This is a genomic window from Actinacidiphila oryziradicis (assembly GCF_005047355.1).
Classification (GTDB): domain Bacteria; phylum Actinomycetota; class Actinomycetes; order Streptomycetales; family Streptomycetaceae; genus Actinacidiphila; species Actinacidiphila oryziradicis.
In genome coordinates this window covers 111,924-127,624 of the sequence record NZ_SUMC01000011.1, presented here as the reverse complement: position 1 = coordinate 127,624, position 15,701 = coordinate 111,924, and the positions used below count along the sequence as shown (strand labels likewise).

General features: G+C 68.8%; 9 protein-coding genes, 3 tRNA genes and 1 pseudogene. 7 read left to right on the top strand and 6 right to left on the bottom strand.

Annotated elements, in window-relative coordinates:
* The 3 genes from FCI23_RS14890 to FCI23_RS14880 all read left to right on the top strand — a co-directional run bounded on the left by FCI23_RS14890 (position 1) and on the right by FCI23_RS14880 (position 4,717).
* Positions 1 to 936 carry a carbohydrate ABC transporter permease gene (locus FCI23_RS14890; RefSeq protein WP_136724340.1) on the top strand — a complete coding sequence of 312 codons (936 nt, stop codon included), beginning with the start codon at positions 1 to 3 and terminating at the stop codon, positions 934 to 936.
* Between the two features lie 164 nt (positions 937 to 1,100).
* Positions 1,101 to 2,453, top strand: coding sequence for an ABC transporter substrate-binding protein (locus FCI23_RS14885; protein ID WP_136724338.1), 1,353 nt, complete (start codon positions 1,101 to 1,103; stop codon positions 2,451 to 2,453).
* A gap of 80 nt (positions 2,454 to 2,533) precedes the next feature.
* The gene (locus FCI23_RS14880; RefSeq protein ID WP_136724336.1) at positions 2,534 to 4,717 is read left to right on the top strand and encodes an alpha-galactosidase; all 2,184 of its coding nucleotides are present in this window, start codon (positions 2,534 to 2,536) and stop codon (positions 4,715 to 4,717) included.
* A 477-nt stretch (positions 4,718 to 5,194) separates the two neighbouring features.
* Here the strand turns inward: FCI23_RS14880 and FCI23_RS59560 are convergent.
* From FCI23_RS59560 to FCI23_RS14860, 4 genes and pseudogenes are all read right to left on the bottom strand, one after another.
* Positions 5,195 to 5,588, bottom strand: a pseudogene (locus FCI23_RS59560) (DNA methyltransferase); the annotation flags it as partial.
* Between the two features lie 367 nt (positions 5,589 to 5,955).
* A tRNA-Ile gene (locus FCI23_RS14870) sits at positions 5,956 to 6,029 on the bottom strand.
* Between the two features lie 158 nt (positions 6,030 to 6,187).
* Positions 6,188 to 6,260 (bottom strand) — tRNA-Asn (locus FCI23_RS14865).
* A 5-nt stretch (positions 6,261 to 6,265) separates the two neighbouring features.
* Positions 6,266 to 6,338, bottom strand: a tRNA-Asn gene (locus FCI23_RS14860).
* A gap of 186 nt (positions 6,339 to 6,524) precedes the next feature.
* Here FCI23_RS14860 and FCI23_RS14855 point away from each other — a divergent pair.
* The 4 genes from FCI23_RS14855 (at position 6,525) to FCI23_RS14840 (ending at position 12,132) form a co-directional block, all read left to right on the top strand.
* Positions 6,525 to 6,824 carry a YtxH domain-containing protein gene (locus tag FCI23_RS14855; protein ID WP_136724334.1) on the top strand — a complete coding sequence of 100 codons (300 nt, stop codon included), beginning with the start codon at positions 6,525 to 6,527 and terminating at the stop codon, positions 6,822 to 6,824.
* Between the two features lie 67 nt (positions 6,825 to 6,891).
* Entirely contained in the window at positions 6,892 to 8,364 is a 1,473-nt protein-coding gene (locus tag FCI23_RS14850; protein ID WP_136724332.1) for an FGGY family carbohydrate kinase, read from the top strand.
* 70 nt (positions 8,365 to 8,434) lie between these two features.
* Complete coding sequence (locus FCI23_RS14845; protein ID WP_136724330.1) at positions 8,435 to 10,168, top strand: ABC transporter ATP-binding protein; 1,734 nt, start codon at positions 8,435 to 8,437, stop codon at positions 10,166 to 10,168.
* Between the two features lie 65 nt (positions 10,169 to 10,233).
* Positions 10,234 to 12,132 (top strand): ABC transporter ATP-binding protein, encoded by a 1,899-nt coding sequence (locus FCI23_RS14840; protein ID WP_407645961.1) that lies wholly within the window; start codon positions 10,234 to 10,236, stop codon positions 12,130 to 12,132.
* Between the two features lie 254 nt (positions 12,133 to 12,386).
* Here the strand turns inward: FCI23_RS14840 and FCI23_RS14835 are convergent, their stop codons facing one another.
* Positions 12,387 to 13,673 carry an RNA polymerase sigma factor gene (locus tag FCI23_RS14835; protein WP_136724328.1) on the bottom strand — a complete coding sequence of 429 codons (1,287 nt, stop codon included), beginning with the start codon at positions 13,671 to 13,673 and terminating at the stop codon, positions 12,387 to 12,389.
* A 99-nt stretch (positions 13,674 to 13,772) separates the two neighbouring features.
* Complete coding sequence (dnaG, locus tag FCI23_RS14830) at positions 13,773 to 15,668, bottom strand: DNA primase (protein ID WP_136724325.1); 1,896 nt, start codon at positions 15,666 to 15,668, stop codon at positions 13,773 to 13,775.
* Positions 15,669 to 15,701 lie beyond the last annotated feature (33 nt).

The following is a 15,701-nucleotide window of genomic DNA, read 5'->3' as shown; positions in this document are numbered from 1 at the left end:
ATGGCCGTCACCCTCGCACCCACGCGGAACGGGCAGCGTCCGGGTTCCCCGAGCCGGTCCCGCAAGCTCTCGCCCGGCCGGATCGTGGCGTGGACGTATCTCGCCGTCGTCGTGGTCATCACGCTCTTCCCGTTCTACTGGATCCTGCGCACCGCGCTGTCCAACAACTACTTGCTGGCAAGTCATCCTTCTTCGCCGCTGCCGGTCGGCTTCACCTGGGGGGCCTTCGAACGCGCCCTGGGCATCGCCTCCCCCGCGCAGGCCCAGGCCCAAGGCGGCTCCGGCGCCTTCCTGGACATTCCCCTGTACCTGCGCAACTCCGTGATCTACGCGACCAGCCAGACCGTCCTGATCGTGCTGTTCTCCTCCGCCGGCGCCTACGCCTTCTCCCGGCTGCACTGGCGCGGCCGCAACCTCGTCTTCAACGTCCTCATCAGCGCCCTGATGGTTCCCAGCGTCTTCATGCTGCTGCCGAACTTCGTGTTGATCAAAGACCTTGGATTGACGAACACGTTTGGCGGGCTGATCCTGCCCGGGGGACTTTTCCAGGCGTTCACGCTGTTCTTCCTGCGGCAGTTCATGCTCGGGCTCAGCAGCGAAATCGAGGAAGCCGCGATCATCGACGGCGCCGGACCACTGCGGATCTTCTTCCGGATCGTCCTGCCCATGTCATCCGCACCGATCGCGACGGTTTCGCTGCTGATGTTCGTCAACGCCTGGAACGACTATTTCTGGCCGTTGCTGGTCACCAGTTCCCAGGACGTGCAGCCGCTGACCCTCGCACTGGGCGTGTTCAAACAGTCCTCGCCGACAGCCGCCCCCGACTGGGCCGGACTGATGGCCGCCGCCCTCATCGCCGCCCTGCCGATGCTTCTCCTCTTCCTCGCCTTCGGTAAACGCATCGTCAACTCCATTGGCTTCTCCGGCATTAAGTAAACGAGTTTACCGAGTGCTCCGGCACTCGCGGCGGCGCTGTCGCCGCCGCCTTCGGCGCCCTGATCCAGGGCACAGGCCCAGAGCCGCCCAAAGACCGTCCAGTGCGCTGACCTCCTCACCGCTCTCCTGGACAGTCGACCCACTCAAAGAAAGTGAAAGAAGAAATGACGAGAGTTCGTAAGGTCGCGGCGCTGGGCGCTGCCCTCACTCTGGCCGCCGTGGTCTCGGCCTGCTCCGGCAGCAGCTCCAGCTCCGCCTCCGGCTCCAAGACCGTCAACTGGTGGACCTGGGACGACAAGCAGGCCGCCGCGTACCAGGTCTGCGCGACGGACTTCGAGAAGGCCAACCCCGGCGTGACCGTGAAGATCTCGCAGTACGGTGTCACGGACTACTTCACGAAGCTCACCGCCGGGTTCGTCGCGGGCAACGCCCCCGACGCCTTCCAGGACAGCGTCACGTACCTCCAGCAGTATGCCGACCAGAACCAGTTGCTGCCGCTGGACAGCTACATCAAGAAGGACAACTTCGACCTGTCCCGCTTCTCCGTCGGGGTGGACTCGTGGAAGTACACCGACGGAAAACAGTACGGCCTGCCCCTGGACTGGGCCGCTGCCGGCCTGTTCTTCAACGCCGACGCGCTCGCCAAGGCCGGCTACACCCAGCAGGATGCCGACAACCTCAACTGGAACCCCGACAACGGCGGCACCATCGGAAAGATGATCGCCCACCTGACAGTGGACACCAGCGGCCGCCGCGGCGACCAGCCCGGCTTCGACAAAAACCACATCAAGACATACGGCTTCGGCCAGATGGCTGCCAAGGACTTCCTGGGCCAGACCACCTGGAGCCCCTTCATCTCCACCACCGGCTGGCGGCTGAGCAACAACGGGAGCTGGCCCACATCCCTGAACTACAACGATCCGCAGTTCGTGAAGACGATGGACTGGATCCGTACCCTGGTGAACAAGGGGTACGCGCCCAAGCTCGGGTCGTCCGTAGCCTCGGACATCGACCTGCTCGCCTCCGGCAAGGTCGCCATGGAGACCAGCGGCTCCTGGGAGGCATCCACCCTCGCCAAGATCCCGAACCTCAAGGTCGGCATCGCCCCCACCCCGCTCGGCCCCGACGGCAAGACCCGCTCCGTGATGAGCAACTCCAACGGCAACAACATCTGGTCGGGCACCAAGAACCCCGACCTGGCCTGGAAGTGGGTCTCCTATATGGGTTCGGAAGCCTGCCAGTCCAAGGCGTCGACGACCGGCACCTTCTTCCCGTCCATCCCCGCTTCCATGGACGCCTCCGCGAAGGCTCTCAAGAGCCAGGGCATCGATCTGTCGGTGTTCACCGACATGCTCAAGAACAAGACTCTCTACCCGGCCCCGGACTTCCGTAACGGTGCGGCCCTGCAGGCCGCGGTCGAGCCGCTGTTCGAGGCGTACTTCTCCGGTCAGAAGAACGACAGCGTCTTCGCACAGATGCAGAGCCAGAGCCACACCGTACTCACCCAGAAGAACTGACGCACCACCTCTGTAGACGCTCTGCGGCCGGACGTGCCTACCCACCGCACGTCCGGCCGCAGATCAGGAAAGGTCTCTCCATGCCCACCACCCCCGCGCGGATCATCTCCCTGCGCGCGGCCGGCACCTGCTTCACCGTGGAACTCACCGAGCCGGTACCCAGAGTCCTCCACTGGGGCGCGGACCTCGGCGAGCTGACCGACGCGGACTTCGCAGCGCTGAGCCTGACCGCCGAGCCCGCGATTCTCAACAACTCCGTGGACGTCCCCCGCCACTTCACCGTGTGGCCCACCGAGGCCGACGGCTGGTCGGGCACGCCCGCCCACCACGGCCACCTCGCGGGCACCGCTGCCGCCCCCCGGCTCACCACGACCGGCACGACCTATCGTCAGGAGTCGGACGGCAGTGGCGAGATACAGGTCGAACTGACGGACGCCTCCTCCGACCTCGACATCACCCTCACCTACACGCTGGGCCCGTCCGGAGTTCTCTCCGTCGCCTCGGGAATCACCCGCCGTACCGAGGGCGATCCGGCGCCGTACGACCTCGCGCAGGTCCTCACACTTCTGCCGCTGCCCCGACGCGCCACCGAGATCCTCGACTTCACTGGCAAGTGGAGCCGGGAGCGCTCTCCCCAGCGGCGGACCATCGCCCACGGCGTCCACTCCCGCGAGGTGCGGCGCGGCAAGCCGGGCCTCGACTCGCCCTACCTGCTCGCCGTCGGCGTACCCGGCTTCGGCTTCGGTGCCGGCGAGGTGTGGGGGGTGCATGTCGGCTGGAGCGGCGACCAGCGCTACCTAGTCGAGCAGCTACCGGAAGGCGCGGGCACCCACGCCTCCGTACTCGGCGGCGGCGAGTTGCTTCGGGCGGGCGAGATCCGCCTCGAGCCCGGTCAGACCTACCGCACCCCGGCCTGCCACTTCGCCTGGTCCGCCGAAGGACTCGACGGCCTCGCCGACCGCTTCCACACCCTGATGCGAGCCCGGCCCAACCACCCGTCCGCGCCCCGCCCTCTCGTCCTTAACAGCTGGGAGGCCGTCTACTTCGACCACGACCTCGACCGGCTGCTGCGGCTGGCCGACCGGGCCGCCGAGGTCGGCGTCGAGCGCTTCGTGCTGGACGACGGCTGGTTCTCCGGTCGCCGCGCGGACAACGCCGGGCTCGGCGACTGGACGGTCGACCCCGCGGTCTGGCCGGACGGGCTGAGCCCGCTGGTGGACCACGTACGCGCCCTCGGCATGGACTTCGGGCTGTGGGTCGAGCCGGAGATGGTCAACCTCGACTCCGACCTGGCCCGCGAGCACCCCAACTGGGTGCTCGGCCCGGCCGCGGGCGTCGGCCCCACCGCCCGCAACCAGTACGCTCTGGACATCGCCAACCCCGAGGTGTTCACGTACCTGCTCAAGTCCCTCGACAGGCTCGTCGACACGTACGGCATCGCGTTCCTGAAGTGGGACCACAACCGCGAGCTGCACGAGCCCGTGCACGGCCCCGACGACCGCCCAGCCGCGCACGCCCAGGTGGACGCCCTCTACCGGCTGCTGGACGCGCTCAAGGAACGCCACCCCGGTCTGGAGATCGAGAGCTGCGCCAGCGGCGGCGGCCGGATCGACCTGGGCATCCTCGCCAGGACCGACCGGGTGTGGGCATCGGACTGCAACGACCCCGTGGAACGCCAGTCCATCCAGCGCTGGACGGCCCAACTCCTGCCGCCCGAGCTGATCGGCGCCCACTTCGGCCCCTCGCCCAGCCACACCACCGCCCGGATCAGCTCCGACGCCTTCCGGCTGACCACCGCGCTGTTCGGGCACCCCGGCATCGAGCAGGACATCACCCAGTGCCCGCCCGAGGAGCTGGCCCGGCTCACCGCCTGGACCGCGCTCTACCGCGAGCTGCGCCCGCTGCTGCACGGCGGCCGTACGGTCCGCGCCGACCTGGAGGACGAGGCCCGGCTGCTGCACGGCGTGGTCGCCCACGACGGGTCGGCCGCCATCTACTGCTGGGCGCGCGTGGCGACTTCACCCGAAGGCCAGTCAGGACGCGTACGCCTGCCCGGACTCTACGCCGACACCCGCTACCAGGTACGCGTACGCACCGACCTCGGCCTGCCCTCCTTCCACCAGACCAGCAGCCCGGCCTGGCTCACCGAAGCGGTACAGGACTGGATCGAACTGCCGGGAGCCGTGCTGGCGGTCGCCGGAGTACCCATGCCAACCCTCAACCCCGAGCAGGCTTTGCTGATCGAGGTGCGGCGGGAGAAATGACGGGGTAGGGCCGCTTCCGGTCAGGGGCTGGCCTGGCCGGGCGGCGACGAGCTGCGGTTCGGCCGCGAGGAGGTCCAGCAGGGTCTCGAGCTGCGCGTGGGTGTGCATCGTCGCCAACATGCCGCGCAGAGCCTCGGTGACACCAGGACGATCACGGCCAGGAGCCCGAACAGAGCGGTCAGCCGGGGCCCGGCAAACGAGGGCGTGAGGGCGGGCGCGATCACAAGAAGGGAACCCAGGCGGACATCCGGTGGGGACAAAGCGTGGGCCGCCCAGGATCAGCATGAGCGGGATCGCCACCAGCCCCCGCCCCGATGGCTGCTCCAGAAGGCGGTCCACCAACAAACGAAGGGCGCCCATATGACCCTTTTGCCCATCATTCAGTGACGCATGCTCCCGACGGCCTCCGGCCAAACGCGGCAAGAGCCACAGCGTGCGCCACCGCAGGGTGAAGAACCAGCGTCTGGCCGCCGCGGGCTACGTATGGATCTTCGGCGCATTGCCCTCCCCGCAGGTCAAAGCGCAGTGGCCCGACAGTTCGATGCCCACGAACCGTCGCCCCTCACTCAGCGCGGCGACGCCCGTGGATCCTGAAGGGGTCCAGGACGGTGCCGCCTGGCGGGCAGATCTTGACCAGCTCCTGCATGACATCGACGGGCTTCTGGCTGATGTGCGCCCGGCTTCCTCAGCTGACTCGCGGTGTAGAGGCCGGGCAGGTAGACGGGGTTTCGGTCCGCGTCGACCGGGCCCTTGGTGCCCAGACGATGTACTCGCACGACTGCTTCAGGCGGCCCCGCTGCGGTCGGGAGACCGGCTTGTGCCGGGAGGCGATGCCGCGCCAGGTCCATCCGGCGGCCTGCAGCGCGTCCGTCACCCCGACACCAGGTGCTTCCTCATGGCCGTAGACACAGGCACCTCCCCACACCGGCACCGAACTCGTACCCGCCACGGTCCGGGCCAGCGGGGCAGCCCGTGCACACTCCCTGCACAGACGGGCTCCCCTGGGGCTCCCCTTGAGGCCAGCGCAACCTTTCAGGACCCAGCAGGCAACCGTTCCGAACGCCCCGCGATCACAAATGCGCAGGTCACAGGCTTTACGGTTGCAGATCGACCGCTCCGGGCACCAGATTCACAAACCCGCGACCTACGAACTAAATCCGTTGCCCCCCACCTAGACCAAGCGAGCCACCCGAAGGGGCGTTTCCGCAGGTCAAAGCGTTTCTTACCGACCATCAAAGTGGGGCGGGTGGGACTCGAACCCACGACCGACGGATTATGAGTCCGCTGCTCTAACCGGCTGAGCTACCGCCCCGTACAGCGTGCTGGGCACGTCGTCTGCCGCAGCATAGCTGCTCATACGATCTGTCGCCCCTGCGGGTCACAGACACCTCGTACGGTGGACTTCGATCACTGGGTGAACGGTTCCCATGGGTACGAAAAAGGACCCCCGAGGGGGTCCTCATCGTCCTGCTCCCCCGGCTGGACTCGAACCAGCAACCCTCCGGTTAACAGCCGAATGCTCTGCCAATTGAGCTACAGGGGACTGCGCTCCCCCGACTGGACTCGAACCAGTAACCTGCCGGTTAACAGCCGGCTGCTCTGCCAATTGAGCTACAGGGGATTGCTTGGCGTGCACCGATTGCACCCACTTCCGGCCTCCCGGCGGGCGTGCACTCGCTGCGACACATACATTAGCGCAAGTGAGGGGGTGGTTCGCCAACCGGTATCGCCGGGGTTGTCCCTCGGCTACTGCGGGTAGGCGGCAGAGGAGTGGTCGTCCGCACTGGGTCCGAGGAAGGGTTGAACCATGCGCTACCGGCTGACGTTCATCACGGGAGTCGCCGTCGGGTACGTGCTGGGGGCGCGGGCCGGGCGGGAGAGGTACGAGCAGCTGCGGAAGAGTGCGCAGCGGGTGGCGCACAATCCGGCGGTGCGGAATGCGGCGGAGACCGCGGGGCAGACGGGGCGGGGGGCGGCTCTGAAGGCTGTGGACGCGGTGAAGGGGAAGGTCGGGGACAAGGTGCCGGCGAGCGTGACGGCGCAGGTGAAGCGGCTGCGACGGAAGGGTGCGGCGGTGGAGGACGGCTGGGGCACGAGCAATACGTGACCCGGTGCGAGGTCGGGGGGCGGGGCAGATTTAGTGCGCCGCACGCCGTAAGGCATCATTTCCCCGCATGGGGATAGTTGCGGGCATCGACAGCTCAGCCAGCGGGACGACCGTCGTCGTATGTGACGCGGAAACGGGCGCGGTGCTGCGGCATGGCCATGCCGCACACCCTGTGAGCGGGGGCGGCGAGGCACCGCAGACGGAGATCGATCCGCAGGCGTGGCTGATGTCGCTGGGCGAGGCGGCCAAGGACGGGGTCCTGGAGGGCGTACGCGCCATCGGGGTGTCGGGGCAGCGGCACGGGATGCTGGCGATGGACGCGGGCGGGGCGCTGGTGCGGCCGGCGCTGCTGTGGAACGACAAGCGGGCGCAGATACAGGCAGCCGATCTGACGGAGGCGCTGGGCGGGCCGGCGGGCTGGGCGGAGGCGGTCGGGGCGGTGCCGCAGGCGGCGTATCCGGTGGCGAAGCTGCGGTGGCTGGCGCAGCACGAGCCGGCGGCGGCGCGGCGGACGGCGGAGGTGCTGCTGCCGCACGACTGGCTGGTGTGGCAGCTGCTGGGCCGGCCGCAGCGGCGTACGACGGACCGGGGCGACGCTTCGGGTACGGGGTACTGGTCGGCGGCGACCGGGGAGTACCGGAGTGATCTGGTGAAGCTGGCGCTGGGGCACGAGGTGGCGCTGCCGGAGGTGCTGGGTCCGGCGGAGCCTGCCGGGCAGACCCCGGAAGGGCTGCTGATCTCGGCGGGTACGGGCGACAACATGGCGGCGGCGCTGGGTCTTGGCCTGGGGCCGGGGGACGCGGTGGTGTCGCTGGGGGCTTCGGGGACGGTGTTCGCGGTGCATGGCGAGGCGCTGAGCGACGCGAGCGGGACGATCACCTCGTTCGCGGACGCGACCGGGCGGCATCTGCCGGTGGTGCACACCCGCAATGCCGTACGGGTGCTGCGCGGGACCGCCGAACTGCTGGGGACGGATCTGGCCGGGCTGTCGGCGCTGGCGATGCGGTCCACGCCGGGTTCGTACGGGCTGGTGCTGCTGCCGTATCTGGAGGGTGAGCGCACTCCCGACCTGCCGCACACCGCCGGGACGCTGGCCGGGCTGCGGCGGGAGAGCATGAAGCCGGAGCATATGGCGCGGGCGGCGTTCGAGGGGATGCTGTGCGGGCTGGCGGACGCGCTGGATGTGCTGCGCGGGCGCGGGGTGGAGGTTCGGCGGGTGTTCCTGCTGGGCCCGGCGGGTGAGTTGCCGGCGGTGCGGTCGATGGCGCCGGCGCTGCTGGGGGCGCGGATCGTGCTGCCGCAGCCAGCGGAGTACGCGGCGCTGGGGGCGGCCCGGCAGGCGGCGTGGTCGCTGGGCGCGGTGTACGGGTCGGCGTCGCGGTCGGGGGCCGGGTCAGCGGCGGAACCGCCGCGGTGGCAGCCGTACGGGCACGAGCTGCTGGAGCCGGGCGAGGACGACGCGCCGATCGGGCAGGCGGTGCGCCAGCAGTACGCGGCGGTCCGGGACCAGACCCACCCGGGCGCCTTTTCCGGCGTTTAATCGAATGCAGCAGCCAAACATCAGAAGATAGGATCGCCCGCCGGTCACATCGACTCCGAGAGATTTCCGCGTGCTGATCCGACTTCTCCGTTCACATCTCCATCCCTACAAACAGCCCATCACCCTGCTCATGCTGCTCCAGCTCGTGCAGACGATCGCCACGCTCTATCTGCCCACCCTCAACGCCGACATCATCGACAACGGTGTGGTCAAGGGCGACACCGGCTACATCCTCCGGCTGGGCGGCATCATGATCGCCGTCACCGTCCTCCAGGTCGTCTGCGCGCTTGGCGCGGTCTACTTCGGGGCGCGCACCTCCATGGCGGTCGGCCGCGACATCCGGGCCTCGGTCTTCGACCGGGTGCAGAGCTTCTCGGCCCGCGAGGTCGGACAGTTCGGGGCGCCTTCTCTTATTACGCGTACGACCAATGACGTCCAGCAGGTGCAGATGCTGGTGCTGATGACCCTCACCCTGATGGTCTCGGCACCGATCATGTGCGTCGGCGGCATCGTCATGGCCCTCGGCCAGGATGTGCCGCTCTCCTCGCTGTTGCTGGCGGTGGTACCGGTGCTCGGCGTGCTGGTCACCCTCATCGTGCGGCGTATGCGGCCGCTTTTCCGCACCATGCAGGAACGTCTTGACACGGTGAACCGGGTGCTGCGTGAGCAGATCACCGGTATCCGGGTGATCAGGGCCTTCGTCAAGGACGACTACGAGCGCAAGCGCTTCGCGGTCGCCAACGAAGAGCTGACCGAGATGTCGCTCGCCACCGGTCGGCTGATGGCGCTGATGTTCCCCCTTGTGATGACGGTGGTGAACGCCTCCAGTGTCGCGGTGCTGTGGTTCGGCGCGCAGCGGATCGACAGCGGCAACATGCAGATCGGCGCCCTGACGGCGTTCCTCAGCTACCTGATGCAGATCCTTATGTCGGTCATGATGGCAACTTTCATGTTCATGATGCTGCCGCGCGCCGAGGTCTGCGCGGAGCGCATCCAGGAGGTGCTCGAAACCGATTCGAGCGTCGTGCCACCGGCTTCCCCGGTCCGGCTCCTGAGCCGGCACGGCCATCTGGAGCTCCGCGACGCCGAGTTCCGCTACCCGGGCGCCGAGGTCGCCGTGCTGCGCGGCATTGACCTGGTGGCCCGGCCCGGCGAGACCACGGCCGTGATCGGCTCCACCGGCAGCGGCAAGACGACCCTGCTGGGGCTCATCCCGCGGCTGTTCGACGCGACCGGCGGCGAGGTGCTGGTGGACGGCACGGATGTCCGGGAGCTGGAACCGGCACTGCTCGCCGAAACCGTCGGCCTCGTACCGCAGAAGCCGTATCTCTTCTCCGGGACGGTCGCCTCGAACCTGCGCTACGGCAATCCGGACGCGACGGACGAGGAGCTCTGGCACGCCCTGGAGGTCGCGCAGGCGCGGGACTTCGTGGAGCGGCTGGAGGGTGGGCTCGACGCCCCGATCGCGCAGGGCGGCACGAATGTCTCCGGCGGTCAGCGGCAGCGGCTGGCGATCGCGCGGGTGCTGGTGCGGCGGCCGGAGATCTACCTCTTCGATGACGCCTTCTCGGCGCTCGACTACGCCACCGACGCCGCGCTGCGGGCCGCGCTGGCCCATGAGACGGCCGAGGCGACGGTCGTCATCGTCGCCCAGCGGGTCAGCACCATCCGCGAGGCCGACCGCATCGTGGTCCTCGACGAGGGCCAGGTCGTCGGCACCGGCACCCACCATGAACTGATGGCGGACAACCCGACATACCGGGAGATCGTGCTCTCCCAGCTCACCGAGCAGGAGGCGGCGTGACCACCCAGAGTGCCCCGGGTACTTCCAAACGGGGGCCCGCTCCGGCCGCCGGGCCCATGCGCATGATGGGTGGCCAGCCCACGGAGAAGTCCATGGACTTCAAGGGTTCCGGCAAGCGGATGCTCGGGCTGATGCGACCGGACCGCGTGGGTATGTACGCGGTGCTGGCGCTCGGTGTCATCAGCACCGCCCTGAACGTCGTCGGCCCGAAGATCATGGGCCGCGCCACGGACCTGATCTTCGCCGGGGTGATCGGGCGGCAGATGCAGGGCGGGACGACCAAGGCGGAGGCCGTCGCGCGGTTGCGGCAGCAGGGTCATGGCACCCTCGCCGACATGCTCGGCTCGACGGACTTCACGCCGGGGCACGGCATCGATTTCGGCGCGGTGGGCGCGGTGTTGCTCGCCGTGCTCGGCGTGTACGCGCTGGGCGGGGTCTTCTGGGTCTTCCAGGGCCGGCTGGCGACCAAGGTCATCCAGCGGACGGTCTTCCGGCTGCGGGGGGACGTCGAGGAGAAGCTGGCGCGGCTGCCGTTGTCGTACTTCGACCGGCAGGCACGCGGCGAGGTACTCAGCCGTGCCACCAACGACATCGACAATGTCGCCCAGACCATGCAGCAGACGATGACCCAGATCACCAACTCGCTGCTGATGATCGTGGGCATCCTGGTGATGATGTTCTGGATCTCACCGCTGCTGGCGCTCATCGCCCTGGTCACGGTGCCGGTGTCGGTCGTCGTCGCGACGGCTGTCGGCAAGCGGGCGCAGCCGCAGTTCGTGAAGCAGTGGAGGATCACCGGCAAGCTCAACGCGCACATCGAGGAGATGTACACCGGGCACGCCCTGGTCAAGGTCTTCGGACGCGCGGAGGAGTCCGCGACCGCCTTCCGCGAGCAGAACGAGGCGCTGTACCGCTCCGGTTTCCGGGCGCAGTTCATCTCCGGGATCATCCAGCCCTCGATGATGTTCATCGGAAACCTGAACTATGTGCTGGTCGCGGTCATCGGCGGGCTGCGGGTCGCCGCCGGGGCGCTGTCCATCGGCGACGTACAGGCCTTCATCCAGTACTCGCGGCAGTTCAGCCAGCCCCTCACGCAGGTGGCGAGCATGTCCAACCTGGTGCAGTCCGGGGTCGCGTCGGCGGAGCGGATCTTCGAGCTGCTCGACGCGCCCGAACAGTCGCCGGACCCGGCGCTTTTGGCGCGGCCTCAGGAACTGGCCGGGCGTGTCGGCTTCGAGTCGGTGGCCTTCCGGTACGAGCCGGACAAGCCGCTCATCGAGGACCTGTCGCTCGTCGTCGATCCCGGGCACACCGTCGCCATCGTCGGGCCCACCGGTGCCGGTAAGACCACCCTCGTCAACCTGCTCATGCGGTTCTACGAGGTGACCGGCGGGCGCATCACTCTGGACGGGACCGACGTCGCCACGATGTCCCGGGAGGAACTGCGCTCCTCCATCGGCATGGTGCTGCAGGACACCTGGCTGTTCGGCGGCACCATCGCGGACAACATCGCGTACGGGAGCGAGGGCGCGACGCGGGAGCAGGTCGAGGAAGCCGCCCGGGCCGCCCACGCCGACCGGTTCGTACGCACCCTGCCGGACGGCTACGCCACCGTCATCGAGGACGAGGGGGCCGGCATCAGCGCCGGCGAGAAGCAGCTGATCACCATCGCCCGTGCCTTCCTGTCGGACCCGGTGATCCTGGTGCTGGACGAGGCGACCAGCTCCGTCGACACCCGTACCGAGGTGCTCATCCAGCGGGCGATGGCCACCCTGTCGCACGGCCGGACCAGCTTTGTGATCGCGCACCGGCTCTCCACGATCCGGGACGCGGACGTCATTCTGGTGATGGAGTCGGGCTCGATCGTCGAGCACGGTACGCATGAGGAGCTGCTGGCGGCGGAGGGCGCGTACGCGCGGCTGTACGCGTCGCAGTTCGCGCAGGCGGTGGCGGAGGTGGACTGAGACGGCTTGGGGCGGCCAGGGGAACCGGGGGCGGGCTCTCTCCCCTGACCCGCCCCTTCCCGGCTGCGTTCGATATGCGGCTGGCGCCGCGTGGGGGGCTCTGCCCCGGGCCCCTGTTTTCTATGTGCGGGCCGGTGGCCGGGTTTGTGCCCACCCTCCCCCAGCTACCTCCCCCAACCTTCGGCCGGGAGGTGCCCCCAGGAGGTGCCCCCATCTCGCTCCGCTCGCCTTGCGGAACGCCTGCCCACCAACCGCTAGTCGAGGTAGCCGCGCAGCTGGTCCGCGAAGGCGTGGTCGCGCAGCTTGTTGAGGGTCTTGGACTCGATCTGCCGTATCCGCTCCCTTGTGACTCCGAAGATGCGCCCTATCTCCTCCAGCGTGCGCGGGCGCCCGTCCGCGAGCCCGTAGCGGAGCTGGACGACCTTGCGCTCGCGCTCCCCGAGGGTGGAGAGCACCGCCTCCAAGTGCTCGCGGAGCAGCAGGAATGCCGCCGATTCCACCGGCGAGGTGGCGTCGCCGTCCTCTATGAGGTCGCCGAGGGCGACATCATCCTCCTCGCCGACCGGCGCGTGCAGCGAGACCGGCTCCTGCGCGAGCCGGAGGACTTCGCTGACGCGGACGGGCGGAAGGTCGAGGTGGGCGGCGACCTCCTCGGTGGTGGGCTCGTACCCGCGTTCCTGCAGGAGCCGGCGCTGGACGCGGATGACGCGGTTGATCAGCTCGACGACATGAACGGGCACCCGGATGGTCCGGGCCTGGTCGGCGAGTGCGCGGCTCATCGCCTGGCGGATCCACCAGGTCGCGTACGTCGAGAACTTGTAGCCACGGGCGTAGTCGAACTTCTCGACGGCGCGGATCAGCCCGAGATTGCCCTCCTGGACGAGGTCGAGCATGGTCAGGCCGCGGCCCACGTAGCGTTTGGCGACCGAGACGACGAGCCGGAGATTGGCCTCTATGAGCCGGCGCTTGGCCATGCGGCCGAGGACGACCAGCCGGTCGAGGTCGACGGCCAGCTGCGAGTCGAGGTCAGGGGTGCTGTTGAGCTTCTCCTCGGCGAACAGGCCCGCTTCGACGCGGCGGGCGAGTTCGACCTCCTCGACCGCGGTGAGCAGCGCTATCCGGCCGATCTCGCGCAGGTACTGGCGGAAGAGATCGGCGGACGGGCCGGCGACTTCCTCGCGGGGCTTCCGTCCCGGAGCAGCGGAGGCGGGGGCAGCGTCGGCCTCGGCGTCGAAGGCTGAGTCGAAGGCAGGGGCTGGGTCCTCCTCGGCCACCACCTCTGGGTGGATCGTGACGTGGTTCTGCTCCGGGACCCTTTGGGTGAGGGCCGCCGTCAGGGTTGTCAGAGCCGGGCTGGGGGGCGGGGTCGTGGTCGGGGTCTGTACGGGCACGGGGGCGGCCTCCACAGTGAGCACAGTCACGGACTCGGAGGCGCGCAACAGCGGAACGGTCGCGGCTGCTCCGCCGCTGTCCGTCCAGGAGTTCGCCATGTGCGGGTCCCCCATGGAATCGGGGGTTCCGCGCTCCGAGGACTCAGGCACCGCCAACCAGTGTGGCGCACCGCACACCCCCGCCACGAGAGGTGTGCGGCGACTTTCTACGAGCTCGGTGACGCACCGCGTCCGGGCGTGCCCCCGTCGTTACAGGGCTCGAGCGCCCTGTTCGCGCAGGCGCTGGCCGTACTGCTGAAGGGCCCACAGCTCGTTCTGTACAGCGTTGGCCTGGTCGGGGTCGGCGTGCGGGCCGAGGCGGGAGAGGGAGGCGCGGACCTCGCCGACACGGCGCTCGACGGCCAGCAGGCGCACTCGGACCAGCACCTCGCCGGCGTAGATGTCGGGGGCCTTGTGCATGACGGGCTCAACCGCCAGCTCGGTGACCATCCCGCGAACCGTGTCGTCGGGGGCGACATCGCGAACCCGGGTGAGGTAGTCGTCATCCGCGAACTCGGCACCACCGGCCTCCGCGATGACGCGGCGGACCGCGGCGTAGGGAACGGCGGTGAACTCGTCCTCACCGTAGGCATCGAAGGCCGGGGAGACCAGGTGAGGGTACTGGAGGGCGAGCTTGATCAGCTCGCGCTCGACGCGGTGGGCGGGGCTGCGCAGGTCGAGCCGGGGACCCCGGGGGGCCTGCGAGGCCGGCGCGGACTGCGCTTGCGCGTACGTACGGGAAGCGGGCGCGGCGGCGCCGGACTGCTTGCGGTCGCGCTGCCAGCGGGCGAGCTGGGAGACCCGGCGGACGACGAACTGCGAGTCCAGGATGCCGAGCATGCCGGCCAGCTGGACGGCGTACTCGTGCTGGATGGCGGAGTTCTTGATGCCGGCGACGATGGGAGCACCGGCCTCCAGGGCCGAGGCGCGGCCCTCCGCCGTGTCGAGGTTGTAGCGGGCGACCGTGGTCCGCAGTGCGAAGGCGAAGAGAGGGGTGCGGTTCTCGACGAGCCGGGCCACGGCGGCGTCGCCTTCTGCGAGGCGGAGTTCGCAGGGGTCCATGCCGCCGGGGGTGATGGCGATGGACGTCTCGGCGGCGAACTTCTGATCGTCCTCGAAGGCGCGCAACGCCGCCTTCTGGCCGGCGGCGTCGCCGTCGAAGGTGAAGACGACCTCGGCATTTGAGTTGTCCATCAGCAGCCGGCGGAGGATCTTGATGTGGTCGCCGCCGAAGGCGGTGCCGCAGGTGGCGATGGCGGTGGTGATCCCGGCGAGATGGCAGGCCATGACATCGGTGTAGCCCTCGACGACGACCGCCTGGCTGGTCTTGGCGATCTCCTTCTTCGCGAGGTCGATCCCGTACAGGACCTGAGACTTCCGATAGAGCGGGGTCTCGGAAGTGTTGAGGTACTTCGGGCCCTGGTCGTCCTCACGGAGCTTGCGGGCACCGAAGCCGATGACATCGCCGGTGATGTCGCGGATCGGCCAGACCAGGCGCCCCCGGAAGCGGTCGATGGCGCCGCCCCGGCGGTTCTCGGAGGCGAGGCCGGAGGTGATCAGCTCTTTGTCGGAGAAGCCCTTGCCGCGCAGAAAGCGGGTGAGGTGGTCCCAGCCTGCGGGCGCGTAGCCCACACCGAAGTGCTCGGCGGCCGACTGGTCGAAGCCCCGCTCGGCGAGGAACTTGCGGCCGATCTCGGCTTCGGCGCCGCCCATCTGCTCTGCGTAGAACTGCGCCGCCGCCTTGTGCGCCTCGATGAGGCGGATCCGCTCACCCTGCTGGCGGCCGGGGGTCGGGCCGCCCTCCTCGTAGTGCAGGGTGATGCCGACCTGGCCGGCGAGGCGCTCGATGACTTCGGTGAAGGAGAGGTGGTCGACCTTCATCACGAAGGTGATGGTGTCGCCGCCTTCCCCGCAGCCGAAGCAGTGGTAGAGCCCCTTGCTGGGGCTGACCTGGAAGGACGGAGACTTCTCGTCGTGGAAGGGGCACAGGCCCTTGAGGTTGCCGCCGCCCGCATTCCTCAGCTGGAGGTACTCCGAAACGACGGCGTCGATCGGGACCGCGTCCCGAACCGCCTTGACGTCCTCATCCCTGATCCGCCCTGCCACGGGTGAAGTCTACGGTCCGGGTACGACACTGAT

What these genes read in the sequence shown, in the direction of transcription:
- FCI23_RS14850 (WP_136724332.1), top strand. Translation starts at nt 6,892, where the DNA reads ATGGGGATAGTTGCGGGCATCGACAGCTCAGCCAGCGGGACGACCGTC.
- FCI23_RS14840 (WP_407645961.1), top strand. Translation starts at nt 10,234, where the DNA reads ATGGGTGGCCAGCCCACGGAGAAGTCCATGGACTTCAAGGGTTCCGGC.
- FCI23_RS14880 (WP_136724336.1), top strand. Translation starts at nt 2,534, where the DNA reads ATGCCCACCACCCCCGCGCGGATCATCTCCCTGCGCGCGGCCGGCACC.
- FCI23_RS14890 (WP_136724340.1), top strand. Translation starts at nt 1, where the DNA reads ATGGCCGTCACCCTCGCACCCACGCGGAACGGGCAGCGTCCGGGTTCC.
- FCI23_RS14855 (WP_136724334.1), top strand. Translation starts at nt 6,525, where the DNA reads ATGCGCTACCGGCTGACGTTCATCACGGGAGTCGCCGTCGGGTACGTG.
- FCI23_RS14885 (WP_136724338.1), top strand. Translation starts at nt 1,101, where the DNA reads ATGACGAGAGTTCGTAAGGTCGCGGCGCTGGGCGCTGCCCTCACTCTG.